This is a genomic window from Pseudomonas sp. NFX183 (assembly GCF_047943075.1).
Taxonomy (GTDB): Bacteria; Pseudomonadota; Gammaproteobacteria; order Pseudomonadales; family Pseudomonadaceae; genus Aquipseudomonas.
Genome location: NZ_CP181333.1, coordinates 2,648,815 through 2,672,074, shown reverse-complemented (window position 1 = coordinate 2,672,074; position 23,260 = coordinate 2,648,815). Strand labels below are relative to the sequence as shown.

Below are 23,260 nucleotides of genomic sequence, written 5' to 3'. Positions count from 1 at the left end.
TGGGGAAAAGAAGTGTTGGCGGTGGCTTATTCGCCCCAGACGTCCTTGAGGACGTTGACCCAGTTTTCGCCCATGATCTTGCGCACCACGCGCTCGCTGTGGCCGCGCTTGAGCAGGGTCTCGGTGAGGTTGGGGAACTCGCCCACGGTGCGGATGCCCAGCGGGTTGATGATCTTGCCGAAGCTGGTCAGGCGGCGGGCGTAGCCCTTGTCATGGGTCAGCATTTCGAAGAAATCCTGGCCATGGCCCTGGGTGAAGTCGGTACCGATGCCGATGGCGTCTTCGCCGACGATGTTCATGGTGTATTCGATGGCTTCGGCGTAGTCATCGATGGTCGAATCGATGCCCTTGGCCAGGAATGGCGCGAACATGGTCACACCGACAAAACCGCCGTGGTCGGCGATGAACTTCAGCTCTTCATCGGACTTGTTGCGCGGGTGCTCTTTCAGGCCGGACGGCAGGCAGTGGGAGTAGCACACCGGCTTTTTCGATTCGAGGATGACTTCTTCGCTGGTCATGGAGCCGACGTGGGACAGGTCGCACATGATGCCGACGCGGTTCATCTCGCCGACGACTTCACGGCCAAAACCCGACAGGCCGCCATCGCGCTCGTAGCAACCGGTGCCGACCAGGTTTTGGGTGTTGTAGCACATCTGCACCACGCCCACCCCGAGCTGCTTGAAGATCTCGACGTAGCCCAGCTGGTCTTCAAACGCATGGGCGTTCTGGAAGCCGAAGATGATGCCGGTTTTGCCCTGTTCCTTGGCTTTGCGGATGTCGGCGGTGGTTTTCACCGGGATCACCAGGTCGCTGTTCTCACGGATCAGGGTCTGGCTGGCCACGATGTTATTGATCGTGGCCTGGAAGCCTTCCCACACCGACACGGTGCAGTTGGCGGCGGTCAGCCCACCTTTGCGCATGTCCTCGAACAGGTCGCGGTTCCACTTGGCAATGATCAGCCCGTCGATAACGATGCTGTCGGCGTGCAATTGCGCTGGGCTCATCAGGCGTCCCCTTATTGGCGATTCATGCGCCGAATCGTCTGCCGGCGCTTTGGGGCCAGCATATGCCCAGGGGCTGAACGAACCGGGTGCAAAAACGACAGGGGAATTGCCGAAAGCGTCAATCTGCGACAAAGGCCTACATGACACGTCTGACTGACGACTGTTCTTTGTCTTACGCTTGAGCCAGAATTCCGCATCACCTGATATGAGACGGCGCAATGAAATCGATTTTCCTGGCTTTGGCACTCATCGCAACCGGCGTCCACGCGGCCGAAGACACCGACAACACGCCCTGCGATGGCATCGAAAACGACAAACAAACCCTGGAATGCGCCACTTACAACAAAACCACCGCTGAACAATTGCTCAAAGACAACTATCAAGGCCTGCTGGAACGCATGGGTTCGACCTATGGCAGCAACAAGTCGCAACTGGCCGACATTACCGCTCGTCTGAAGGATGCTCAGCAAAAGTGGGAAAAACTGCGTGACGCCGATTGCGCAGTGGACACCTTCCCGGCAGTCAACGGCAGCAAGGAATACGCGATTCAACTCAATGACTGCCTGGCGCGGATGAGTGATGAGCGGTCGGAGTTTTTGGAGTCGATCGGGCAGGAATAAGCGACAATCTCTGCCACTTTCCTCTGTATCAAGGCCATTCATGACTATCTGCGGCATCGAAATCAAAGGCAGCGAAGCCATCATCGCTGTCGCCTCCCTGGACAACCAGGCGCTGACCCACGTCGCCCTGGCCACCAAGAAAATCGCCCTGGAAGACGACGATGAGGCAGCCAACGTCAAAGCCTTCGCCGCGCAGGTGAAAGCGTTTGTGCAGGCAAACGCCATCACCCGCATCGCGATCAAGAAGCGCAGCAAGAAAGGCGAGTTCGCCGGTGGCCCGACCACGTTCAAGATTGAAGGCGTGTTTCAGCTGCTGGAGGGGGTTGAGGTGACACTGCTGTCGCCGCAGACCATCAATGCGCAGAACAAGAAGCACAATTTTGATCTGCCCGCTTCGCTGAACAAGTATCAGCATGAGGCCTACAAGGCGGCGTGTTCGGCGCTGGTAAAGAAATAAGCCACGACGCCTATCAAATGTGGGAGGGGGCTTGCCCCCGATGTCGGTGTTTCAGTCACTTATAGGCTGCTGACCCACCGCTATCGGGGGCAAGCCCCCTCCCACATTGGTTTTGTGGTGCGCTTCAGCGCTTGTGCAGCAGCCAATCCCCGAAGGATTTGTCTTCCAGGGCATAGCCGCCCCGGCTCGACTTCCACACCAGCTCCTTGTCGCGCAAAGCATCGATGCACGCCTGAATGGTCTGGGTGCCCGGCACCACATCGCTGCCCATGTCCTCCAGCGCTTTGCTCACCGCTGTGAGGGTGCTGTCGGTGAACGGCGCAAAGGGTTCGTTGTTCTGCGAACGCTCCACCATCACCTCCAACACGGCGCGCTGGGGGATGGTGAGGTTGTTCCAGGCGCTTTCGAACTCCGTCCACACGCCCGCGCGCAGGAATTCAGCACGACTGTGCAGCAACTGGCCCAAGTTGCTCGCTTCGCCCAGCTCCAGCGCCACTTCGCCAATAATGGTGCGCAGCATCTCGGGGCGACGGCCTACCAGCTCGAAGGCCTCGTCGATATCCGCCGCATCGAATTGATTGGTGCTGGCCAAATGCGCGTTGAGGTGCGCGGTGTAGGCTTGGGTGAACGCTTTGCCGAGCAAGGGAAACGGCGTGATGCTGGAGCCGAAGAACGGCTGGCTTTTGCCGAGGACCAAATGTGCGAGCTTGTCGCGGTTGGAGCCGGTGAACACCAGGCGCAAGCCGCTGCCCTCTTCGTCACGGCCTTGGTTGAGCTGATCCCGGGCGGCTTTCAACGCGAACATCGCGTTAATACCGGACTCGGTGGTTAAAGCATGCTGCGCTTCGTCAATCACCAGCACCACGGGTTTTTCCGCGGCGCTGTGCAGCAACTCCAGGGCTTGGGTCAGTGTTGCACCGACGGGCAATTGTGGCTTGGTGAAGTCCCAGGACAGGGTGCGCAGAAAGCTTAGTTTCTCGATGCCGATGTTCTTGGCGAGTTTGCGAATGCCCTTTTCATAAGGCACCAGCGCAGCGGCAATGGCGCTGGCGATCAACTCCGCCGGATCTTTCTCTTTATCGGCCCAGAGATCGACATACACCGTCAGCCAACCCCGCAGCTCGCACTCGGGGATCAGGTCTTCACGCAAAAAGGTGCTTTTGCCGGTGCGGCGCGGCGCCGCGAGAAACAGGCCAGAGGTAAAATCCTGAATACCGGCCCCCACCAAACCGTCGGCAATGCTGCCTGCCAGGGCGGGGCGGCGGAATACGAAGCCGCTGTTCTTCGACATGCTTTTATACTCAATTATGGAAAGGACTATAAATTATAGTAGCGAGTATAATTGACTATAATTACCCGTCAAACCACCTCCCGTCGCCGATCCTCCCTTGGGCACTTGGCAAACCGCGCCCGATAGCTGCGCGTGAAATACGACGGCGACTCAAACCCGCACGCAATACTCACCTCCAGCACACTCATGTCGCTCTGACGCAATAGCTGCCGGGCTTTTTCCAGGCGTAGGCCGAGGTAGAAATTGCTTGGTGTGTCGTTCAGATGCAGACGAAACAACCGCTCCAACTGGCGCCGGGTGACTTTGATCGCCTCGGCCAATGCCAGGGTGGTCAGCGGCGGTTCGGTGTGTTGTTCCATTTCACCGATCACTTGCACCAGCTTCTTGTTGTTGATGCCGTAGCGCGTGGCGATCTGCATGCGCTGGTGGTCTTTGCGTGGGCGGATGCGGCCGAGCACGAATTGTTCGGAAACCTGAATCGCCAGGTCCGGGCCGTGGGCCTGGGCGATCAGGTCGAGCATCAGGTCGATGGACGCCGTGCCGCCCGCGCAGGTGATGCGACGGCGGTCGATTTCGAACAGCTCCTGGGTCACGGTGAGCTGTGGATAAGACTCCTTGAACGCATCGATGGCTTCCCAGTGCAGCGTGAGGCGGTGGCCATCGAGCAAGCCGGCCTCAGCGAGCACACAGGCGCCCGTGTCGATGGCGCCAAGGGTGACGCCGTCGTGGTCGAGGCGGCGCAGCCAGTGCTCCAGCGCGGGCGTGGTGAACTTCAAGGGTTCGAAGCCGGCGACCACCATCAGCGTCGCGCCTTTTTTCAGCGGCTCCAATGCGGCGTCGGCGTTGACCGACATGCCATTGCTCGCCAACACCGCTCCGCCGTCGGCGCTCAGCACGTGCCAGCGGTACAGCTCGCCGCGAAAGCGGTTGGCCACGCGCAGCGGTTCCAGCGCAGAGATAAAGCCGATGGCCGAGAAACCCGGCATCAGCAGAAAGTAGAAATCCTGGGACATGGTGGCGCTCTCGTAGGACGGGCAGCGTGGTCACTGTGATACGCCAGTTCAACCGGCCATTCAAGAGCACAGGTCGCTGCAGTGCAAGAGCTGGTCGCCGCCGTGCGCTTTGCCGCCCCTCAAGCTGCGTAACTTGATCCCACGGCGCACAAAGACGCCGGAACCCACAATAACGACCTGCCGAGGGATCCACCATGAACCGACTGATCAGCCGCTGCGTGCTTGCACTCAGCGCCAGCGCCATTTTGAGCACCCACGTGATGGCAGCCGATGCGGCGTCTTGCCAAAACGTGCGCATGGGCGTGGTGAACTGGACCGACGTGATCGCCACCAGCGCCATGACCCAAGTGTTGCTCGACGGCCTCGGCTACAAGACCAAACAGACCAGCGCGTCCCAGCAAATCATCTTCGCCGGCATTCGCGACCAACGCCTGGACCTGTTCCTGGGTTACTGGAACCCGCTGATGACCCAGACCATCACGCCATTCGTCGACGCCAAGCAAGTCAAAGTCCTCGAGAAACCCAGCCTGGAAGACGCGCGCGCCACCCTCGCCGTGCCGACTTACCTGGCGAACAAGGGCCTGAAAACCTTCGCCGACATCGCCAAATTCGAGAAGGAACTGGGCGGCAAGATCTACGGCATCGAGCCGGGCTCGGGCGCCAACACCCAGATCAAGGCGATGATTGCCAAGAACCAGTTCGGCCTGGGCAAATTCCAGCTGGTGGAGTCCAGCGAAGCCGGCATGCTCGCCGCCGTCGACCGCGCGGTACGCCGCAAGGAAGCCGTAGTGTTCTTTGGCTGGGCGCCACACCCGATGAACGTCAACGTCGCGATGACCTACCTCACCGGCAGCGACGATGCCCTGGGCCCGAACGAAGGCATGGCCACGGTGTGGAGCGTCACGTCGCCGACCTACGCCGAACAGTGCCCGAACGTGCACAAGCTGCTGACCAACCTGACCTTCACCGCCGCCGACGAGAGCCGGATGATGCAGCCGTTGCTGGATCACAAGGACGCCATTGAGTCCGCCAAGCAGTGGCTCAAGGACCACCCGCAAGACCAGCAGCGCTGGCTTGAAGGCGTGACCACCTTCGACGGCAAGCCCGCCGCGGCCAACCTGCAACTGACCAGCAAATAACCCTATTCGAATCACCGTGTCGCAGCCGCTGTGGGCTGCGAACGGCATCACTACGCCCGCCTGTAAGGAACCGACTCATGAACCACGACGTCATCATCACCTGCGCACTCACCGGTGCTGGCGACACGACCGGCAGAAGCCCACACGTGCCGGTCACTCCCAAACAAATCGCCGCCGCCGCCGTGGAGGCCGCCAAGGCGGGCGCCACCGTGGTGCACTGCCACGTGCGTGATCCGCAAACCGGCAAGTTCAGCCGCGACGTCGCGCTGTACCGCGAAGTGATGGAGCGCATCCGCGAGGCCGACATCGACATCATCGTCAACCTCACCGCCGGCATGGGCGGCGACCTGGAAATCGGCGGCGGCGAGAACCCGATGGAGTTCGGCCCCAACACCGACCTGGTCGGCCCGCTGACGCGCCTGGCGCACGTTGAAGAGCTGCTGCCGGAAATCTGCACCCTGGACTGCGGCACGCTGAACTTTGGCGATGGCGACACCATTTACGTGTCCACCCCGGCCCAGCTGCGTGCTGGCGCCAAGCGCATTCAGGAACTGGGCGTTAAGGCTGAGCTGGAAATTTTCGACACCGGCCACCTGTGGTTCGCCAAGCAGATGATCAAGGAAGGCCTGCTCGACAACCCGCTGTTCCAACTGTGCCTGGGCATCCCCTGGGGCGCGCCGGCCGACACCACCACCATGAAAGCCATGGTCGACAACCTGCCCGCCGACGCGGTGTGGGCCGGCTTCGGTATCGGCCGCATGCAAATGCCGATGGCGGCCCAAGCGGTGCTGCTGGGCGGCAACGTGCGAGTCGGCCTGGAAGACAACCTGTGGCTGGACAAGGGCGTGCTCGCCACCAACGGCCAACTGGTGGAACGCGCGAGTGAAATCCTCAGCCGCCTGGGCGCGCGGGTCATGACCCCGGCGCAAGGCCGAATCAAGATGGGCCTGACCAAGCGCGGCTAATTTTTCCAAACACTACTGCACCCTGTGGGAGTCGGGCTTGCCCGCGATAGCGGTACACCAGCACCGAATACTCCAACTGACACACCGCAATCGCAGGCAAGCCAGCTCCCACATTGATCACCGAATTATTCAGGGAACGTCGACATGCGCTTTATCACCGAAATCAAAACCTTCGCCGCCCTCGGCAGTGGCGTTATCGGCAGCGGCTGGGTGTCCCGCGCCCTCGCCCACGGCCTGGATGTAATCGCCTGGGACCCGGCGCCCGGTGCCGAAGCGGCCCTGCGCAAACGCGTCGCCAATGCCTGGGGCGCCTTGGAGAAACAAGGCCTGGCACCGGGTGCATCCCAAGACCGCCTGCGCTTTGTCGACACTATTGAAGCGTGCGTGAAAGACGCCGACTTCATCCAGGAAAGCGCCCCGGAACGCCTGGATCTGAAACTGGAACTGCACAGCAAAATCAGCGCAGCGGCCAAGCCGAATGCACTGATTGGGTCGAGTACTTCGGGTCTGTTGCCGAGTGAGTTCTACGAAGGTTCCACCCACCCGGAACGCTGCGTGGTCGGCCACCCGTTCAACCCGGTTTACCTGCTGCCGCTGGTGGAAGTGGTGGGCGGCCAAAACACCGCGCCCGAAGCGATACAGGCGGCGATCACGGTGTATGAATCCCTTGGCATGCGCCCGCTGCATGTGCGTAAGGAAGTGCCGGGGTTTATCGCTGACCGCTTGCTCGAAGCGCTGTGGCGTGAGGCGCTGCACCTGGTGAATGACGGAGTGGCGACCACCGGCGAAATCGACGATGCGATCCGCTTTGGCGCCGGCTTGCGCTGGTCGTTCATGGGCACCTTCCTCACCTACACGCTGGCGGGCGGCGATGCCGGTATGCGCCACTTCATGGCGCAGTTCGGCCCGGCGCTGCAGTTGCCGTGGACGTATTTGCCGGCACCGGAGTTGACCGACAAGTTGATCGACGATGTGGTCGATGGCACCAGCAATCAGTTGGGCACACACAGCATTTCGGCGCTGGAGCGCTATCGTGATGATTGCCTGTTGGCGGTGCTGGAGGCGGTGAAGACCACCAAAGCCAAGCACGGTATGAGCTTCGCCGAGTAACTGCTGTTGATTTCCTGTGGGGGCTGGCTTACCTGCGACAGCGGTGTACGACTCACCGCCGCCATCGCAGGCAAGCCAGCTCCCACATTTAACCGAGTACATAGCCGGAATTTATGTGATGCCAGCACTCACCACCTACACCACAAAGATCCAGCCCGACTGGGTGGATTACAACGGCCACCTGCGCGATGCGTTCTACCTGTTGATTTTCAGCTACGCCACCGACGCGCTGATGGACACCCTGGGTCTGGACAGTGAAAACCGTGAGGCCAGCGGCCATTCACTGTTCACGTTGGAACTGCACCTGAACTACCTGCGTGAGGTGAAACTCGGTGCCGAGGTCGAGGTGCGCACTCAGCTGATCGCCCACGATGCCAAACGCCTGCACCTCTATCACAGCCTGCACCTGGTCGGTGAGGAGAAGGCGCTGGCCGGCAACGAACAGATGCTGCTGCACGTCGACGTCGCCGGTCCGCATTCGGCGCCGTTCACCGAGGCCACCCTGGAAAAACTCAGCGCGATCAGCGCGCAGCAGGCCGAGTTGCCACGCCCCGCCCTCCTCGGCCGCGTGATTGGATTGCCGCCCAAAAAACAATAAGGAGCCCCCATGCAAACCGCCGCCGCTGTTGCCGATTTTCGTATTTACCCAACCATCAGCGACCTCGCCGAGGTGCAGGTGCTGACCGATCAGCTACGCGTGCGATGGGCCGATGGCCGGGTGAGCCCGTTTCATCATCAGTGGCTGCGCGACAACTGCCCGTGCACGCAATGCGTGTACAGCGTGACCCGCGAGCAGGTGTTCGAGATTGTCGATGTGGACGAACACCTGACTGCCGTCAGCGCGCAGATCGATCAGGGATGCCTGAGTGTGCAATGGAGCGGCGGCCATCGCAGCCACTACGATCCGGGCTGGTTGCGGGCCCATGCCTATGACGACGAATCACGCGCCGAACGCCGTGCAGCCAAACCAGCATCGCAGCGATGGGACAGCACCTTCGTGTTGCCCGTTTTCGACTACGCAGGCGTGATGGAGGACCCGAACATCTTGCTGCAATGGTTGCTGGCCTTGCGTGACTCGGGCCTCACGCAAATCCGTGGCGTGCCCACCGAACCTGGCTCGCTGGCGCTGATCGCCAAGCGCATTTCGTTTATCCGCGAGAGCAACTTTGGCGTGCTGTTCAACGTGCAGTCCAAGGCCGATGCCGACAGCAATGCCTACACCGCTTTCAACCTGCCGTTGCACAGCGATTTGCCCACGCGCGAGCTGCAGCCGGGACTGCAATTTCTGCATTGCCTGGTGAACGAGGCCACGGGCGGCGAGAGCATTTTTGTCGACGGGTTCGCCATCGCCCATGCACTGCGCAGCGAGGCCCCTGAAGCGTTTCGTGCGTTGTGTGAAATCCCCGTGGAGTTTCGCAATAAAGACCGTCACAGCGACTACCGCCGCCTGGCGCCGATCATTGCGCTGGATGCCTTGGGTGACGTGGCGGAAATCCGCATGGCCAACTTTCTGCGCGGGCCGTTCGAGGCGCCGGTGGAGCAGATGCCGTTGTTGTATCGCGCGTATCGGCGCTTTATTGCGATGACCCGCGAGGACCGTTTCAGGCTGGTCAAACGGCTGAATCCGGGGGAGTTGTGGTGCTTTGATAACCGCCGCACCTTGCATGCGCGCAATGCGTTTGACCCGGCTTCCGGGGCGCGGCATTTCCAGGGGTGTTACATCGATCGGGATGAGTTGCTCTCGCGGATTCTGGTGTTGCAGCGGTAGACGGCGGCGCGGCCATCGCGGGCAAGCCCGCTCCCACATTTGACGGCGTTCACAACTCAAAAGGTGGGAGCTGGCTTGCCTGCGATGAGGCCAGTGCAGTCACCACAAAACCCAGGCAAAAAAAGCCCCGATCAAGCCGTGACAAGACCGGGGCAGAGTGCTTGGTGTGAGCGTGACATCCCGAGGGTGACCAAACCTTCAAGCTGCGTGCCTGGCATTCAGTGTGCCTATTACTTCTGTCGGTAAATGACCCGAAAACGACCTGCTCATAGCCATATGAGCCATTCGTCAATTCTGCCCTTGCCGACCGGCCGGGGGCCTACCAGAATCCCAGTCAGTCCCCGCTCCCTACACCAGGATGAACGTCATGATGCACGCGGATTTGATTGACCAGGATGACCTGCTGGGCCAACTGCGCTCGCTGGGTTTTGAAGTCGCCAGCGGTGCCACCGCCGAGCAGGCTTGCGAGTGCGCGGTACGTGGTTTGAGCGCTGCGCGGGCCAAGGCGCTCAAGGGCATGGTGGAACAGATGTACACCGGCAGTGCGACGATCTTGCCGGCTGTGCGCCAGGCGATCGACAAGCAGTTGTTGCCTGCTTTGGTGCAGTTCAAGCAGAACTCCGGCGCCTGACAATCCCCTGTGGCGAGCGGGCTTGTCCCGCGTTGGGCTGCGCAGCAGCCCCATTCCAGGCAATGCGGTGTATTAGACGAACCTCAACACGCGGTTTTGGGGCCGCTGCGCAGCCCAACGCGGGGCAAGCCCGCTCGCCACCAGGTTGGGTTAGAGCCTTACACTCGCAAACGTCGACTCGTTCCTGGCCTGGCTCAACGCCGACATCGGCCCGGACAACGGTGACAACACCAGCGCCTGCGGAATCGGCATCATCGCCACTTGCTGGGTAGTGTTGGACCCTACGCGCTCATCGCGCGGCGGAATGCCGAAGTATTCGCGGTAGCACTTGGAGAAGTGCGGCGTGGACACAAACCCGCACACCGAGGCCACTTCGATGATCGACATCGGCGTTTGCTTGAGCAACTGCCGTGCACGAATCAGGCGCAGCTTGAGGTAGTAGCGCGACGGCGAGCAGTGCAGGTATTTCTGGAACAACCGCTCCAGCTGACGACGCGACACGGCGACGTACACCGCCAGCTCGTCCAGGTCGATCGGCTCTTCGAGGTTGGCTTCCATCAGCGCGACGATTTCCTGCAGCTTCGGCTGGTTGGTGCCGAGCATGTGCTTGAGCGGCACGCGCTGGTGATCCTGTTCGTTGCGGATGCGTTCGTACACAAACATTTCGGAGATGGCGGCGGACAATTCACGGCCGTGGTCGCGGCTGATCAGGTGCAGCATCATGTCCAGCGGCGCGGTGCCGCCAGAGCTGGTGAAGCGATTGCGGTCGAGGGTAAACAGGCGCGTGCTCATGGCCACGCGCGGGAAGGCTTCCTGCATCGACGCCAGGCATTCCCAGTGCACGCTGCAATCAAAACCGTCGAGCAAACCGGCGCAGGCCAGGGCCCAACTGCCGGTGCACACCGCGCCAAGACGACGCGACTGACGCGCCTGGCTTTGCAGCCACGAGACGTGCTCACGGGTAACGGTACGCTGGATTCCCACGCCGCCGCACACGATCACAGTGTCCAGGGCCGGGGCTTTGTGCATGGAGGCATCGGGGGTGATTTGCAGGCCGTCGCTGGCCCACACCTGGTTGCCGTCGACACTCAGGGTTGTCCAGCGATACAGCTCGCGGCCGGACAGCTGGTTGGCCATGCGCAGCGGTTCCACTGCCGAGGCCAGGGAAATCAGCGTGAAATTGTCCAGCAGCAAAAAGCCGATGGATTGAGGCGCACGGTTCTGGGGTTGAGCCCCGGAGTTGAACGACGTCATCGCGGTATCTCCTCACACAAAGCGGGTGATGGCCTCAGGCGAGGCTCTTGTTATTGCGCTCACCCTGGAAAGGAGAGGCTTTGAATTGATAGAGCAAATGCCATGCCTAAAATTGAATGGCCATTCAATAACTCCTGAAAACGACCTGATGACGCGTCTATATAAGCCCGCGTAAGGAGTGCGGGATAGGCCCCGAAAAGGCCGTTGGAGTGAGCCTGCTCACGGGGTGTGAGCAGATCGGTAGCACTTATGGGAAGGCGCTTTGAGCGCGTGGGAAAAGTCTGTCACCGCACGCACAGGTGACGGGTGGTCGGGCGAGGAATCGTCTGAGGGCTACTTGTCTGTTTGCGACGCGCTAAAAGGTGGCGCTTTTGGGTCCGGGTGTTCACTTTATGAGCAGTGTTGGACGGACTACCGCTATCGGGGGCAAGCCCCCTCCCACCTTTTGAATTGTGAATACCTTCAAGTGTGGGAGGGGGCTTGCCCCCGATTAGCCGCAACTCGGTCTCAGCACTCGACAGCACTCACCGCCAACCCGCCCCGCGAGGTCTCCTTGTACTTGTCGTGCATGTCCGCGCCGGTATCGCGCATGGTGCGGATCACCCGGTCCAGGGAGATAAAGTGCTGGCCATCGCCACGCAGCGCCATCTGCGCCGCGTTGATGGCTTTTACCGCGGCAATCGCGTTGCGCTCGATGCACGGCACTTGCACCAGCCCGCCCACCGGGTCGCAGGTCAGGCCGAGGTTGTGTTCCAGGCCGATTTCGGCGGCGTTGCACAATTGTTCCGGCGTGGCGCCAAGGATTTCCGCCAGCCCCGCCGCGGCCATGGCGCACGCCGAACCCACTTCACCCTGGCAGCCGACTTCGGCGCCGGAGATGGAGGCGTTCTTTTTGCACAAAATTCCCACGGCCGCCGCGCTGAGCAAATAGTCGACCACGTTGGCTTCGGTCACCTCGTCGCTGAATTTCATGAAGTAGTGCAGCACCGCCGGGATGATCCCCGCCGCGCCATTGGTCGGTGCAGTAACCATGCGCCCACCCGCTGCGTTTTCCTCATTCACCGCCAGGGCGAACAGGTTGACCCACTCCATCGCGCTCAAGGTCGAGCCAATCACATTGGGCTTGTTCAACTCCTGCAAGCTGCGGTGCAACTTGGCGGCGCGGCGCCGCACGTTCAAACCACCGGGCAGGATGCCTTCGTGCTTGAGGCCCTGCTCCACGCAATCCTGCATGGCGCGCCAGAGTTTCATCAGGCCGCTGCGGATTTCTTCTTCGCCGCGCCAGGTCTTTTCGTTGGCCAGCATCAACTCGGCCACGCGCAGGTTATGGGTTTTGCACAGCTGCAACAGCTCTACAGCGCTGGAAAAATCGTACGGCAGCTCGGTGCGGTCCATATCCGCCACGCCGCTTTGCGCCTGGGCTTGGTCCACCACAAAACCGCCGCCGACCGAATAGTAGGTATCGCGGTGCAGCTCGCCGTCATCGCCGAACACCACAAGGGTCATGGCGTTAGGGTGAAACGGCAGGTTTTCGTCGAGCAGGCGCATGTCGCGCGCCCAGACGAAGGGCACCGGCAGGCGGCCGTCGAGCAAGAGCGTGTCGGTCTCGCGCAGGGTATGAATACGCAGGCCGATGTGCGCCGGGTCGATTGCGTCCGGCCATTCGCCCATCAGGCCCATGATGGTGGCGGTGTCGCTGCCGTGGCCGATGCCGGTGGCCGACAAGGAGCCGTACAGCTGAACTTCAACACGCCTGACCTGTTCCAACAGTTCACGTTCACGTAATGCCTGGACGAACAACGCCGCGGCGCGCATGGGGCCGACGGTGTGAGAACTAGAAGGCCCGATGCCGATCTTGAACAGGTCGAAAACACTGATAGCCATTGCGGTAGAACTCCTCGATAAGCACGGCCAGGCTTGAACGAGGTGCTACGCTCAGATCGCCCAGATGGCGGCATCATCAAGCTTTTGCTTGCCCTCACGGCGTCTCACACCGACGTAACCATGCTCACCAACGCCGCCCTCGTGCGATCGGGCGTTTTGGCCGTTTTTAGCGGTGCAGATCGGCAAAAACTGCGGTTTTGCCATTGGAAAAACCTGTAAGCGACGTCACCGACACTGGATACGACCATCCCTGTACTGGATACGACGCCCCCTGTAGGCGTCAGATTTTCACTGGTACATGATCAGTCTCGACTCGTTTGCAAGGCACCGTGCCGTCGCCTCGATGCACGCCCCAACCGCAACACATATAAAGCGCGGCGAATGCCGCCAGAAAAGACACAGGAGTCTACCCCGATGAAAGGTTCACCCTCGTTGTTGTTGGCCGCCATGCTGAGTCTGCCAGTTGTGGCACACGCTGCAGAACCGGAACAGTGCAAGACCGTCAACTTCTCCGATGTCGGCTGGACCGACATCACCGTCACGACCGCGACCACCAGCGAAGTCCTCAAGGGCCTGGGCTACAAGCCGCGCACCACGATGATTTCGGTACCGGTGACTTACAAGTCACTGGCCGACGGCAAGAACATGGACATTTTCCTCGGCAACTGGATGCCGACCATGGAAAACGACATCAAGCAGTACCGTGATGCCGGCACCGTGGAAACCGTGCGCGCCAACCTGGAAAACGCCAAGTACACCCTGGCGGTCCCGGAGGCGCTGTACAACAAGGGCCTGAAAGACTTCGCCGACATCGTCAAATTCAAGGATGAACTGGGCGGCAAGATCTACGGGATCGAGCCGGGCAACGACGGCAACCGCACCATTCAGACCCTCATCGACAAAGACGCCTTCGGCTTGAAAACCGCAGGTTTCAAAGTGGTCGAGTCCAGCGAAGCCGGGATGCTCTCGCAAGTGGAACGCGCCTCCAAGCGTGACCAGGCCATCGTGTTCCTGGGCTGGGAACCGCACCCGATGAACACCCGCTTCAAGATGAAGTACCTGACCGGCGGTGACGACTCGTTCGGCCCCAACTACGGCCAGGCCACCATCTACACCAACGTTCGCAAGGGCTACACCCAGGAATGCAGCAACGTTGGTCAATTGCTGAAAAACCTGTCGTTCACCTTGAACATGGAAAGCACCCTGATGGGTAACGTCCTTGACGACAAGATGAAGCCTGACGCCGCGGCCAAAGCCTGGCTGAAGAAGAACCCGCAAGTGCTCGACACCTGGCTGGCCGGTGTGACCACCGTGGATGGCAAACCCGGTTTGGAGGCCGTCAAAGCTTACCTGGACAAGTAATCGCTGACCCCGGGCCGGTGCGCTGGCCCGGGATGTTTTCCCCTTCGCATGTGGACATTCACTACCATGCTGACTGAACATAAAATCCCACTAGGCCAGTACATCGCTGCCTTCGTCGAATGGTTGACCCAACACGGTGCCAACTACTTCGACGCAATCGCATCGACCCTGGAAACGATGATCCACGGCGTGACGTTTGCGCTGACCTGGTTCAATCCGCTGGCATTGATCGGTCTGATTGCGCTACTCGCTCACTTCATCCAACGCAAATGGGGCCTGACGGTGTTTGTCATCGCCTCCTTCCTGCTGATCCTGAACCTGGGGTACTGGCAGGAAACCATGGAAACCCTCGCGCAGGTGCTGTTCGCCACCCTGGTCTGCGTGGTCATCGGCGTGCCGCTGGGCATTGTTGCCGCGCACAAACCGATGTTCTACACCCTGATGCGGCCGGTGCTCGATCTGATGCAGACCGTGCCGACCTTCGTCTACCTCATCCCTACCCTGACCCTCTTCGGGCTGGGTGTGGTGCCTGGGCTGATTTCCACGGTGGTGTTCGCGATTGCCGCGCCGATCCGCCTGACCTACCTGGGCATCCGTGATGTGCCGCAAGAATTGATGGACGCCGGCAAGGCCTTTGGCTGCTCGCGCCGTCAGTTGCTCTCACGCATTGAACTGCCCCACGCCATGCCGAGCATTGCCGCCGGCATTACCCAATGCATCATGCTGTCGTTGTCGATGGTGGTGATCGCGGCCCTGGTGGGCGCTGACGGCCTCGGCAAGCCAGTGGTCAACGCACTCAACACCGCCGACATCGCCCTGGGCTTTGAAGCCGGCCTGGCTATCGTGTTGCTGGCCATCATGCTCGACCGCATCTGCAAACAACCCGACGCCAAAGTAGGGGGTGATGCATGAGCATTATCCGATTCGACAATGTCGATGTGATCTTCTCCAAAGACCCGCGCGAAGCCCTCAAGCTGCTCGACCAGGGCATGCACCGCAACGAAATCCTGAAAAAGACCGGGCAGATTGTCGGCGTTGAAAAAGCCAGCCTGGACATCGAGAAAGGCGAGATCTGCGTGCTGATGGGCCTGTCCGGCTCCGGCAAGTCGAGCTTGCTGCGCTGCATCAACGGCCTCAACACCGTCAGCCGTGGCCAACTGTTTGTGGAGCATGAAGGTCGCCAGATCGACATCGCTTCATGCACGCCGGCCGAGCTGAAAATGATGCGCACCAAGCGCATCGCCATGGTGTTCCAGAAATTCGCATTGATGCCGTGGCTGACGGTGCGTGAAAACATCAGCTTCGGCCTTGAGATGCAGGGCCGTCCGGAGAAAGAACGCCGCGCGCTGGTGGATGAAAAGCTCGAACTGGTGGGCCTGGCCCAATGGCGCAACAAGAAGCCCGACGAGTTGTCCGGCGGCATGCAACAGCGCGTCGGGCTGGCCCGCGCGTTGGCGATGGATGCCGATATACTGCTGATGGACGAACCCTTCTCCGCCCTCGACCCGCTGATCCGCCAGGGCCTGCAGGATGAACTGCTGGAGCTGCAACGCAAGCTGAGCAAGACCATTGTGTTTGTGAGCCACGACCTGGATGAGGCGCTCAAACTGGGTAGCCGCATCGCGATCATGAAAGACGGCAAGATCATCCAGTACAGCGTGCCGGAAGAGATCGTGCTGAACCCGGCGGACGACTATGTGCGTACCTTCGTCGCCCACACCAACCCGCTGAACGTGCTGTGCGGCCGCAGCCTGATGCGCACGCTGGACAACTGCACGCGGGTCAACGGCTCGGTGTGCCTCGATCCGGGCGGCGATTCCTGGCTGGACCTGGCCGAAGGCAACACGATCCAGGGCGCCCGCCAGAATGGCGCGGTGATGAACCTGCAGAACTGGGCACCGGGGCAAGCCGTGGAAGGGTTGGGCCGGGTACCGACGCTGGTGGATTCCAATATCGGCATGCGCGATGCATTGCAGATTCGTTATCACACAGGCAACAAGCTGGTGCTGCATAACAACAACCAGGTGGTGGGGATTTTGGGGGACAGCGAGCTTTACCATGCCCTGCTAGGCAAGAACCTGGGCTGACAAACACTGCACATCTCAATGTAGAAACTGGGTCAATGTGGGAGGGGGCTTGCCCCCGATTGCGGTGTATCAGTAACAGAAGTACTGACTGACACATTGCTATCGGGGGCAAGCCCCCTCCCACATTTAGTTCTGTTTACATATTTGGACTCAGTGGTGTCGGTGAGGACACCACCCGTCTTCAACTATCAGCTATAGACACGGCCAAGGAGCTGCCGATGGCTTTCAAACTGATCGAGCACGTCCCGGGTGATCTGTTCCTGGGCAAAGCCCATCAGGTCGTACTCTTGAGGTCCGTTATGCAGGTAGACCTCGGCCCGGTAGTAACGCGTGCGCTCTTCTTCAGGCAAGTCGCTCGGTGCCGACGAGTAAGCATCCAGGCTCACCTCATAGACAAACGGGTTGCCCTCTTCCATCTCGATGCGCACACCGATGCAACGCTTGGATTTGCCCAACAAGGTCTGCACTTCCAGCCCTTGCTCACGCAACGCCGTCGCCGCCTCTTCCAACGCCGGCGTGACATGCTTGTCCATAAAGCGCTGCACGGTGGCCTGGCTCGGTTGCAGGTCCAGGGCAGTCAAACGCTCGCTGAAACCACGGCGGCCACGCTCAGCCAATTGCGCTTGCTCCTGTTCGATGGCCACGTCCTGGCGCATGGCCTTGTGCAAACCGAACATGAACAGAATCAGCACCACCGAGAACGGCAGCCCCGCCAGCACCACCATGGTTTGCATGGCTTCGAAGTTGCCGGCAAACAGCAGGCCGATGGTCACCAGAGTGATCACGACCGACCAGAAGATCCGCAGCCAGTGCGGCGCATCTTCGTCCACATTGCCGCCTTTGCACGACAGGTTGGCCATCATCACCGCGCCGGAATCCGCCGGGGTCAGGAACAGCACAAAGCCCACGAAGATCGACACGCCGATCACAATTTTCGACGCAGGGTAATGCTCCAGCAATTGGTAGATGGCCATCGACGGTTGTTCCAGCGCCGTCTTGCCCAACTCCACGGCACCGTGGTTGAGCACCAGGTCCAGCGCCGAGTTACCGAAGATCGACAACCACGCCAAGGTGAACCCCAGCGGGATCAGCAGCACGCCGGCCACCAGTTCACGCACGGTGCGGCCACGGGAAATACGCGCGATGAACATGCCCACGAATGGCGCCCAGGAAATCCACCAGGCCCAGTAGAACAGCGTCCACAGGCCCATCCAGCGCTCGGTCTTGTCGGCGTCGCCTTCGTACACATACAGGTCGAAAGTTTTCAGCACGATACCGTTGAGGTAGTCACCGGTGTTCTGCACCAAGCCATTGAGCAGGTGCAGGGTCGGGCCGAACAGCAGCACAAAGATCAGCAAGCCGCTGAACAGCACGATGTTGAGGTTGGACAGGCGGCGAATGCCGTTCTCCACACCCGACACGGCGGCGATGGTCGCCACGGTGCTCATCACGACGATCACGATCAACAGGTTGGTGTTGCTGTGCGCCATGCCGAACAGGTTTTCAAGCCCCGACGACACCTGCATCGCGCCAATCCCCAGGTTGGTCACCAGGCCCAGCAGGGTCACGAACATGCCGAAGCCGTCCACCGCGTGGCCGGCCGCGCCCTTCACCCAACGCTCGCCCACCAGCGGGTACAACGCCGAACGCAAGGCCAGCGGCTGGTTATGGCGATACGCGAAGTACGCCACGGCCAGGCCGACCAAGGCATAGATCGCCCAGCCGTGCAGGCCCCAGTGCAGGAACGTCAGTTGCAGCGCCTGGCGTGCCGCGCTATTGCTGGCAGCCGCGCCTTCGGGCGGGTTGAAGTAGTGGTCCAACGGCTCCGAGGCACCGAAGTACAACAGCGAGATGCCGATGCCCGACGAGAACAGCATGCCGGCCCAGGCGCCGTAGCTGAAGTCCGGGGTGTCGTCCTTGCTGCCCAGTTTCAACTTGCCGTAGGACGAAAACGCCAGGCCGACCACAAACACCAGGTAGGCAGCGATGACCACCATGTAGTACCAGCCGAAGCTTTTCGACAGCCACGCCTGTGCTACGCCGAGCATGCGCCCGGCCTCCTGCGGGGCGATGATCAGAATGGCGGTCAACAACAGAATGAGCGCGGTGGAGGTGTAGAACACCCAACCGTTGACCCGGACCTTTTCCGGCGGGGTCTTTATAAGAGAGGCAGAACTCATGGCGCAGATGCTCCGGGCAGTGCGAGAGAGAAACACAAGGCAACGGTTATCCCGGGACATCGATTTTTCGGCAGTCGACGGACGGGTGTTATAAAGACACCCCGAAAATTCTTGAGCCGCGCCGAAGCAGTGGCCAGGCCCTGATACGGCCTGTTTCAAGGGTTTTTGCAGGTGTCAGAGGCAGTGGCTCACAGGTAGGAAATATCTGCAGGTCGCGACCATTTGTCGCAGATCTTATTCTTTGTTGATTGAACGTTCAATCAAAACAAAATAGACTGGCCTTCAAGCCGACGGACGTTTATCGCCCAACGGCAGGCCTAAGGAGAGGTGCTACATGCCCAAGGTCGGTATGCAACCCATACGCCGCCAGCAGTTGATCGAAGCCACCTTGACGGCCATCGATCAGGTCGGAATGGGAGATGCCAGCATTGCGCTGATCGCCCGTTTGGCCGGCGTCTCGAACGGCATCATCAGTCACTACTTTCAGGACAAGAACGGCCTGATCGCCGCGACGATGCGGTACTTGATGAATGTGCTGATCGAGAACGTCCACGAACGCAGGCAAGCGCTGAAGGACGACAGCCCACGGGCGCACCTTCGGGTGATCATCGAGGGCAACTTCGACGCCAGCCAGGTCAACGGACCGGCAATGAAAACCTGGCTGGCCTTCTGGGCCGCCAGCATGCATCACCCGTCATTGCACAGGTTGCAGCGGATCAACGATCAACGTCTGTATTCCAACCTGTGCTGCCAGTTCCGCCGAGTGCTGCCGCTGCCGCACGCACGCAAAGCAGCCAGAGGACTGGCGGCCCTGATCGACGGTTTGTGGTTGCGCGGCGCCCTGTCGGGAGACGCTTTCGACACGGAGCAGGCGCAACGGATCGCTTACGAATACATGGATTTCCAATTGGCCAAGCAGGTGAGTTAGAGCACACATAACCGCTCAATCCCTGAACGTCTGCCGCTCAGTGTTGCCAGAAACCCCATGGCTCACCGGCGGCGGGTAACGCCAACCACTTATGCACTTGCGAGGACTTTATGGCCCGTTTCGAACTGCAAAAACTCTACATTGACGGCGGCTACAGCGACGCTGGCAGCGATGCCACCTTCGAAGCCATCAACCCGGCTAACGGTGAAGTTCTCGCCCAAGTGCAACGTGCTACCAAGGAAGACGTTGAACGTGCCGTGGTCAGCGCCGAAAAAGGCCAGAAAATCTGGGCCGCGATGACCGCCATGGAGCGTTCGCGCATCCTGCGTCGTGCCGTCGACATCCTGCGCGAGCGCAACGATGAGCTGGCCGCCCTGGAAACCCTGGACACCGGTAAAGCCTTCTCCGAAACCCAATACGTCGACATCGTCACCGGCGCCGACGTGCTGGAATACTACGCAGGCCTGGTGCCGGCCATCGAAGGCGAGCAGATCCCGCTGCGCGACACGTCGTTCGTCTACACCCGCCGCGAGCCGCTGGGCGTGGTCGCCGGTATCGGCGCGTGGAACTACCCGATCCAGATCGCCCTGTGGAAATCCGCACCGGCCCTGGCGGCGGGTAACGCAATGATCTTCAAGCCAAGCGAAGTCACCTCGCTGACCACCCTGAAACTGGCCGAGATCTACACCGAAGCTGGCGTGCCGGCTGGCGTGTTCAACGTCCTGACCGGCAGCGGCCGTGAAGTCGGCACCTGGCTGACCGAGCACCCGCGCATCGAGAAAGTCTCGTTCACCGGCGGCACCGACACCGGCAAGAAAGTCATGGCCAGCGCCTCGAGCTCCTCGCTCAAAGAAGTCACCATGGAACTGGGCGGCAAGTCGCCGCTGATCGTGTTCGAAGACGCCGACCTGGATCGCGCGGCCGACATCGCGATGATGGCCAACTTCTACAGCTCCGGCCAGGTCTGCACCAACGGCACTCGCGTGTTCGTGCCTAAGCACCTGCAGGCAGCCTTCGAAGCCAAGATTGTTGAGCGTGTTGCGCGCATCCGCATTGGCGACCCGCAAGACGAGAACACCAACTTCGGCCCGCTGGTCAGCTTCGCCCACATGGAAAGCGTGCTCGGCTACATCGCCAAAGGTAAGGAAGAAGGCGCCCGCGTCCTGTGCGGCGGCGACCGTCTGACCGATGGCAACTTCGCCAAAGGCGCCTACGTGGCCCCGACCGTGTTCACCGACTGCACCGACGAGATGACCATCGTCCGTGAAGAAATCTTCGGCCCAGTGATGAGCATCCTCACTTACGAGACCGAAGAAGAAGTGATCCGCCGCGCCAACGACACCGACTTCGGCCTGGCTGCTGGCCTTGTGACCAAAGACCTGAACCGCGCTCACCGCGTGATTCATCAGCTGGAAGCGGGTATCTGCTGGATCAACGCCTGGGGCGAATCCGACGCCAAGATGCCGGTCGGTGGCTACAAGCAATCCGGTGTGGGCCGTGAGAACGGCATCAGCTCGCTGAACAACTTCACCCGCATCAAATCGGTACAGGTTGAGCTGGGCGACTACGCCTCGGTGTTCTAAATCCCGAGCTTTGTGTTGCCTTTGAGGCCGCCATCGGGGGCAAGCCCCCTCCCACATTTGAAGGTATTCACAATTCAAATTGTGGGAGGGAGCTGCCCCCGATGAGGCCCGACCTGACCACACTTCAAAGAGGGTGCATCCAATGTCCCAAGAATACGATTACATCATTGTGGGTGCCGGCTCCGCCGGTAACACCCTGGCGACCCGTCTGACCGAAGACGAAGGCGTCACCGTCCTGCTGCTGGAAGCCGGCGGCCCGGATTACCGTTTAGACTTCCGTACCCAAATGCCGGCCGCGCTGGCGTTCCCGCTGCAAGGCCGCCGCTACAACTGGGCCTACGAAACCGATCCAGAGCCGCACATGGACGGTCGCCGGATGGAATGCGGTCGCGGCAAGGGCCTGGGCGGCTCCTCGCTGATCAACGGCATGTGCTACATCCGTGGCAACGCGATGGACTACGACAACTGGTCGAAACTGCCAGGTCTGGAAAACTGGACTTACCTCGACTGCCTGCCGTATTTCCGTAAAGCCGAAACCCGCGACATCGGCCCGAACGACTACCACGGTGGCGAAGGCCCGGTCAGCGTGACCACGCCGAAAGCCGGCAATAACCCGCTGTTCCACGCCATGGTTGAAGCCGGCGTGCAGGCCGGCTACCCGCGCACCGAAGACTTGAACGGCTACCAGCAAGAAGGCTTCGGCCCGATGGACCGTACTGTCACGAAAAATGGCCGTCGCGCCAGCACCGCACGCGGTTACCTGGACACGGCTAAAAAGCGTTCGACCCTGACCATCGTCACCCACGCCCTCACCGACAAAGTGTTGTTTGAAGGCAAGCGTGCCGTTGGCGTGCGTTACCTGATCGGCGCTGCCGAAGAGCGCGTTGAAGCCCGCGCGCGCAAAGAAGTATTGGTATGCAGCGGCGCAATCGCTTCGCCGCAACTGCTGCAACGCTCCGGTGTGGGCCCGGCCAAACTGCTCGAAAGCCTCGACATCCCGGTGGTTCATGACCTGCCAGGCGTCGGCGAAAACCTGCAGGACCACCTTGAGCTGTACCTGCAATACGCCTGCACCCAACCGGTGTCGCTGTACCCGTCGCTGCTCTGGTACAACCAGCCTGCGATTGGTGCCGAGTGGCTGTTCAACGGCACTGGCATCGGCGCCAGCAACCAGTTCGAGGCCGGCGGTTTTATCCGTTCGCGTCCGGAATTCGAATGGCCGAACATCCAGTACCACTTCCTGCCAGTGGCGATTAACTACAACGGCAGCAACGGTGTGAAAGAGCACGGCTTCCAGGCACACATGGGTTCCATGCGTTCGCCGAGCCGTGGCCGCGTGCAATTGAAGTCGAAGAACCCACGGGACTACCCGAGCATCCTCTTCAACTACATGGCCACCGAGCAGGACTGGCAGGAATTCCGTGACGGCATCCGCCTGACCCGTGAAATCATGCAGCAGCCGGCGCTGGACCCCTACCGTGGCCGCGAAATCAGCCCGGGTATTGAAGTGCAAACCGATGAGCAACTCGACAAGTTCATCCGCGAGCACGCCGAAACCGCGTTCCACCCATCCTGCTCGTGCAAGATGGGCACCGACGAGATGGCTGTAGTGGATGGCGAAGGCCGTGTGCATGGCATGCAGGGTCTGCGCGTTGTGGATGCGTCGATCATGCCGATCATCACCACCGGCAACCTGAACGCGCCGACGATCATGATCGCCGAGAAAATCGCCGACAAGATCCGTGGCCGTCAGCCGCTGCCGCGCAGCACCGCCGACTACTACGTCGCAGGCGATGCGCCGGTGCGTGGCAAGCCGATGCGTGAAGTCGGCCCGACCGCGCAGTAACTGATACACCGCGGCGCTCCTATCGGGGGCAAGCCCCCTCCCACACTTGATCGGGTGCACAGGGTCAAAATGTGGGAGGGGGCTTGCCCCCGATAGGGCCCGACCAGACGCTGCAAAACCTCTTTCCTTGATCAGCTC

The 23,260-nt window shown here is 60.7% G+C and carries 21 protein-coding genes; 14 read left to right on the top strand and 7 right to left on the bottom strand.

Annotated features, from left to right (window positions below; all coding sequences use genetic code 11):
- Positions 1 to 26: 26 nt before the first annotated feature.
- Positions 27 to 1,004: a dipeptidase gene (locus ACM530_RS12300; protein WP_416364857.1), complete on the bottom strand. Its 978-nt coding sequence runs from the start codon at positions 1,002 to 1,004 to the stop codon at positions 27 to 29.
- Positions 1,005 to 1,222: 218 nt separating this feature from the next.
- Here ACM530_RS12300 and ACM530_RS12295 point away from each other — a divergent pair, with 218 nt between their 5' ends.
- Both ACM530_RS12295 and ACM530_RS12290 read left to right on the top strand, forming a co-directional pair.
- Positions 1,223 to 1,624: a lysozyme inhibitor LprI family protein gene (locus tag ACM530_RS12295; protein WP_119737558.1), complete on the top strand. Its 402-nt coding sequence runs from the start codon at positions 1,223 to 1,225 to the stop codon at positions 1,622 to 1,624.
- A 40-nt stretch (positions 1,625 to 1,664) separates the two neighbouring features.
- Positions 1,665 to 2,081: a DUF3010 family protein gene (locus ACM530_RS12290; protein WP_416364856.1), complete on the top strand. Its 417-nt coding sequence runs from the start codon at positions 1,665 to 1,667 to the stop codon at positions 2,079 to 2,081.
- Between the two features lie 124 nt (positions 2,082 to 2,205).
- Here the strand turns inward: ACM530_RS12290 and ACM530_RS12285 are convergent, their stop codons facing one another.
- On the bottom strand, positions 2,206 to 3,372 hold the full coding sequence (locus ACM530_RS12285; protein ID WP_416364855.1) for an AAA family ATPase: 1,167 nt from the start codon (positions 3,370 to 3,372) through the stop codon (positions 2,206 to 2,208).
- A gap of 68 nt (positions 3,373 to 3,440) precedes the next feature.
- A complete protein-coding gene (locus ACM530_RS12280; protein ID WP_106575597.1) occupies positions 3,441 to 4,385 on the bottom strand; it encodes a GlxA family transcriptional regulator in 945 nt (314 codons plus the stop codon).
- Between the two features lie 194 nt (positions 4,386 to 4,579).
- On the opposite strand from ACM530_RS12280, the gene ACM530_RS12275 reads away from it, so the two are divergent.
- The 6 genes from ACM530_RS12275 to ACM530_RS12250 all read left to right on the top strand — a co-directional run bounded on the left by ACM530_RS12275 (position 4,580) and on the right by ACM530_RS12250 (position 9,998).
- Complete coding sequence (locus ACM530_RS12275; RefSeq protein ID WP_416364854.1) at positions 4,580 to 5,524, top strand: choline ABC transporter substrate-binding protein; 945 nt, start codon at positions 4,580 to 4,582, stop codon at positions 5,522 to 5,524.
- 77 nt (positions 5,525 to 5,601) lie between these two features.
- Positions 5,602 to 6,489, top strand: coding sequence for a 3-keto-5-aminohexanoate cleavage protein (locus tag ACM530_RS12270; protein WP_119737554.1), 888 nt, complete (start codon positions 5,602 to 5,604; stop codon positions 6,487 to 6,489).
- 144 nt (positions 6,490 to 6,633) lie between these two features.
- Positions 6,634 to 7,599 carry an L-carnitine dehydrogenase gene (locus ACM530_RS12265; RefSeq protein WP_416364853.1) on the top strand — a complete coding sequence of 322 codons (966 nt, stop codon included), beginning with the start codon at positions 6,634 to 6,636 and terminating at the stop codon, positions 7,597 to 7,599.
- Positions 7,600 to 7,717: 118 nt separating this feature from the next.
- Entirely contained in the window at positions 7,718 to 8,197 is a 480-nt protein-coding gene (locus ACM530_RS12260) for a thioesterase family protein (protein ID WP_416364852.1), read from the top strand.
- Positions 8,198 to 8,206: 9 nt separating this feature from the next.
- Positions 8,207 to 9,367, top strand: a complete 1,161-nt coding sequence (locus ACM530_RS12255) for a gamma-butyrobetaine dioxygenase (protein WP_416364851.1) — start codon at positions 8,207 to 8,209, stop codon at positions 9,365 to 9,367.
- Between the two features lie 367 nt (positions 9,368 to 9,734).
- Entirely contained in the window at positions 9,735 to 9,998 is a 264-nt protein-coding gene (locus tag ACM530_RS12250; protein ID WP_416364850.1) for a hypothetical protein, read from the top strand.
- 150 nt (positions 9,999 to 10,148) lie between these two features.
- Here ACM530_RS12250 and ACM530_RS12245 read toward each other — a convergent pair whose 3' ends face one another.
- The 3 genes from ACM530_RS12245 to ACM530_RS12235 all read right to left on the bottom strand — a co-directional run bounded on the left by ACM530_RS12245 (position 10,149) and on the right by ACM530_RS12235 (position 13,340).
- Complete coding sequence (locus ACM530_RS12245) at positions 10,149 to 11,252, bottom strand: GlxA family transcriptional regulator (RefSeq protein ID WP_005792167.1); 1,104 nt, start codon at positions 11,250 to 11,252, stop codon at positions 10,149 to 10,151.
- A 507-nt stretch (positions 11,253 to 11,759) separates the two neighbouring features.
- Positions 11,760 to 13,136, bottom strand: coding sequence for an L-serine ammonia-lyase (locus tag ACM530_RS12240; RefSeq protein WP_262209424.1), 1,377 nt, complete (start codon positions 13,134 to 13,136; stop codon positions 11,760 to 11,762).
- A 51-nt stretch (positions 13,137 to 13,187) separates the two neighbouring features.
- Entirely contained in the window at positions 13,188 to 13,340 is a 153-nt protein-coding gene (locus tag ACM530_RS12235; protein WP_178119641.1) for a hypothetical protein, read from the bottom strand.
- Between the two features lie 210 nt (positions 13,341 to 13,550).
- On the opposite strand from ACM530_RS12235, the gene ACM530_RS12230 reads away from it, so the two are divergent.
- From ACM530_RS12230 to choV, 3 genes are all read left to right on the top strand, one after another.
- The gene (locus tag ACM530_RS12230; protein ID WP_145157577.1) at positions 13,551 to 14,498 is read left to right on the top strand and encodes a choline ABC transporter substrate-binding protein; all 948 of its coding nucleotides are present in this window, start codon (positions 13,551 to 13,553) and stop codon (positions 14,496 to 14,498) included.
- 66 nt (positions 14,499 to 14,564) lie between these two features.
- Positions 14,565 to 15,410: a choline ABC transporter permease subunit gene (gene choW / locus ACM530_RS12225; RefSeq protein WP_076017809.1), complete on the top strand. Its 846-nt coding sequence runs from the start codon at positions 14,565 to 14,567 to the stop codon at positions 15,408 to 15,410.
- Positions 15,407 to 16,585 (top strand): choline ABC transporter ATP-binding protein, encoded by a 1,179-nt coding sequence (choV, locus tag ACM530_RS12220; protein WP_106575606.1) that lies wholly within the window; start codon positions 15,407 to 15,409, stop codon positions 16,583 to 16,585. The genes choW and choV overlap by 4 nt, the downstream gene beginning before the upstream one ends.
- Before the next feature lie 188 nt (positions 16,586 to 16,773).
- On the opposite strand, the gene ACM530_RS12215 is transcribed toward choV, so the two are convergent.
- On the bottom strand, positions 16,774 to 18,708 hold the full coding sequence (locus ACM530_RS12215) for a BCCT family transporter (RefSeq protein WP_369302018.1): 1,935 nt from the start codon (positions 18,706 to 18,708) through the stop codon (positions 16,774 to 16,776).
- Positions 18,709 to 19,099: 391 nt separating this feature from the next.
- Here ACM530_RS12215 and betI point away from each other — a divergent pair, with 391 nt between their 5' ends.
- The 3 genes from betI to betA all read left to right on the top strand — a co-directional run bounded on the left by betI (position 19,100) and on the right by betA (position 23,122).
- Positions 19,100 to 19,693: a transcriptional regulator BetI gene (gene betI, locus ACM530_RS12210; protein WP_065929460.1), complete on the top strand. Its 594-nt coding sequence runs from the start codon at positions 19,100 to 19,102 to the stop codon at positions 19,691 to 19,693.
- Between the two features lie 110 nt (positions 19,694 to 19,803).
- Complete coding sequence (gene betB / locus ACM530_RS12205; RefSeq protein WP_106575609.1) at positions 19,804 to 21,276, top strand: betaine-aldehyde dehydrogenase; 1,473 nt, start codon at positions 19,804 to 19,806, stop codon at positions 21,274 to 21,276.
- 142 nt (positions 21,277 to 21,418) lie between these two features.
- Positions 21,419 to 23,122 carry a choline dehydrogenase gene (gene betA / locus ACM530_RS12200; protein ID WP_416364849.1) on the top strand — a complete coding sequence of 568 codons (1,704 nt, stop codon included), beginning with the start codon at positions 21,419 to 21,421 and terminating at the stop codon, positions 23,120 to 23,122.
- Positions 23,123 to 23,260 lie beyond the last annotated feature (138 nt).

Excerpts from the sequence above, each read along its gene's own strand:
- ACM530_RS12300 (WP_416364857.1), bottom strand. The coding sequence starts at position 1,004 with ATGAGCCCAGCGCAATTGCACGCCGACAGCATCGTTATCGACGGGCTG.
- ACM530_RS12295 (WP_119737558.1), top strand. The coding sequence starts at position 1,223 with ATGAAATCGATTTTCCTGGCTTTGGCACTCATCGCAACCGGCGTCCAC.
- ACM530_RS12290 (WP_416364856.1), top strand. The coding sequence starts at position 1,665 with ATGACTATCTGCGGCATCGAAATCAAAGGCAGCGAAGCCATCATCGCT.
- ACM530_RS12285 (WP_416364855.1), bottom strand. The coding sequence starts at position 3,372 with ATGTCGAAGAACAGCGGCTTCGTATTCCGCCGCCCCGCCCTGGCAGGC.
- ACM530_RS12280 (WP_106575597.1), bottom strand. The coding sequence starts at position 4,385 with ATGTCCCAGGATTTCTACTTTCTGCTGATGCCGGGTTTCTCGGCCATC.
- ACM530_RS12275 (WP_416364854.1), top strand. The coding sequence starts at position 4,580 with ATGAACCGACTGATCAGCCGCTGCGTGCTTGCACTCAGCGCCAGCGCC.
- ACM530_RS12270 (WP_119737554.1), top strand. The coding sequence starts at position 5,602 with ATGAACCACGACGTCATCATCACCTGCGCACTCACCGGTGCTGGCGAC.
- ACM530_RS12265 (WP_416364853.1), top strand. The coding sequence starts at position 6,634 with ATGCGCTTTATCACCGAAATCAAAACCTTCGCCGCCCTCGGCAGTGGC.
- ACM530_RS12260 (WP_416364852.1), top strand. The coding sequence starts at position 7,718 with ATGCCAGCACTCACCACCTACACCACAAAGATCCAGCCCGACTGGGTG.
- ACM530_RS12255 (WP_416364851.1), top strand. The coding sequence starts at position 8,207 with ATGCAAACCGCCGCCGCTGTTGCCGATTTTCGTATTTACCCAACCATC.
- ACM530_RS12250 (WP_416364850.1), top strand. The coding sequence starts at position 9,735 with ATGATGCACGCGGATTTGATTGACCAGGATGACCTGCTGGGCCAACTG.
- ACM530_RS12245 (WP_005792167.1), bottom strand. The coding sequence starts at position 11,252 with ATGACGTCGTTCAACTCCGGGGCTCAACCCCAGAACCGTGCGCCTCAA.
- ACM530_RS12240 (WP_262209424.1), bottom strand. The coding sequence starts at position 13,136 with ATGGCTATCAGTGTTTTCGACCTGTTCAAGATCGGCATCGGGCCTTCT.
- ACM530_RS12235 (WP_178119641.1), bottom strand. The coding sequence starts at position 13,340 with ATGGCAAAACCGCAGTTTTTGCCGATCTGCACCGCTAAAAACGGCCAA.
- ACM530_RS12230 (WP_145157577.1), top strand. The coding sequence starts at position 13,551 with ATGAAAGGTTCACCCTCGTTGTTGTTGGCCGCCATGCTGAGTCTGCCA.
- choW (WP_076017809.1), top strand. The coding sequence starts at position 14,565 with ATGCTGACTGAACATAAAATCCCACTAGGCCAGTACATCGCTGCCTTC.
- choV (WP_106575606.1), top strand. The coding sequence starts at position 15,407 with ATGAGCATTATCCGATTCGACAATGTCGATGTGATCTTCTCCAAAGAC.
- betI (WP_065929460.1), top strand. The coding sequence starts at position 19,100 with ATGCCCAAGGTCGGTATGCAACCCATACGCCGCCAGCAGTTGATCGAA.
- betB (WP_106575609.1), top strand. The coding sequence starts at position 19,804 with ATGGCCCGTTTCGAACTGCAAAAACTCTACATTGACGGCGGCTACAGC.
- betA (WP_416364849.1), top strand. The coding sequence starts at position 21,419 with ATGTCCCAAGAATACGATTACATCATTGTGGGTGCCGGCTCCGCCGGT.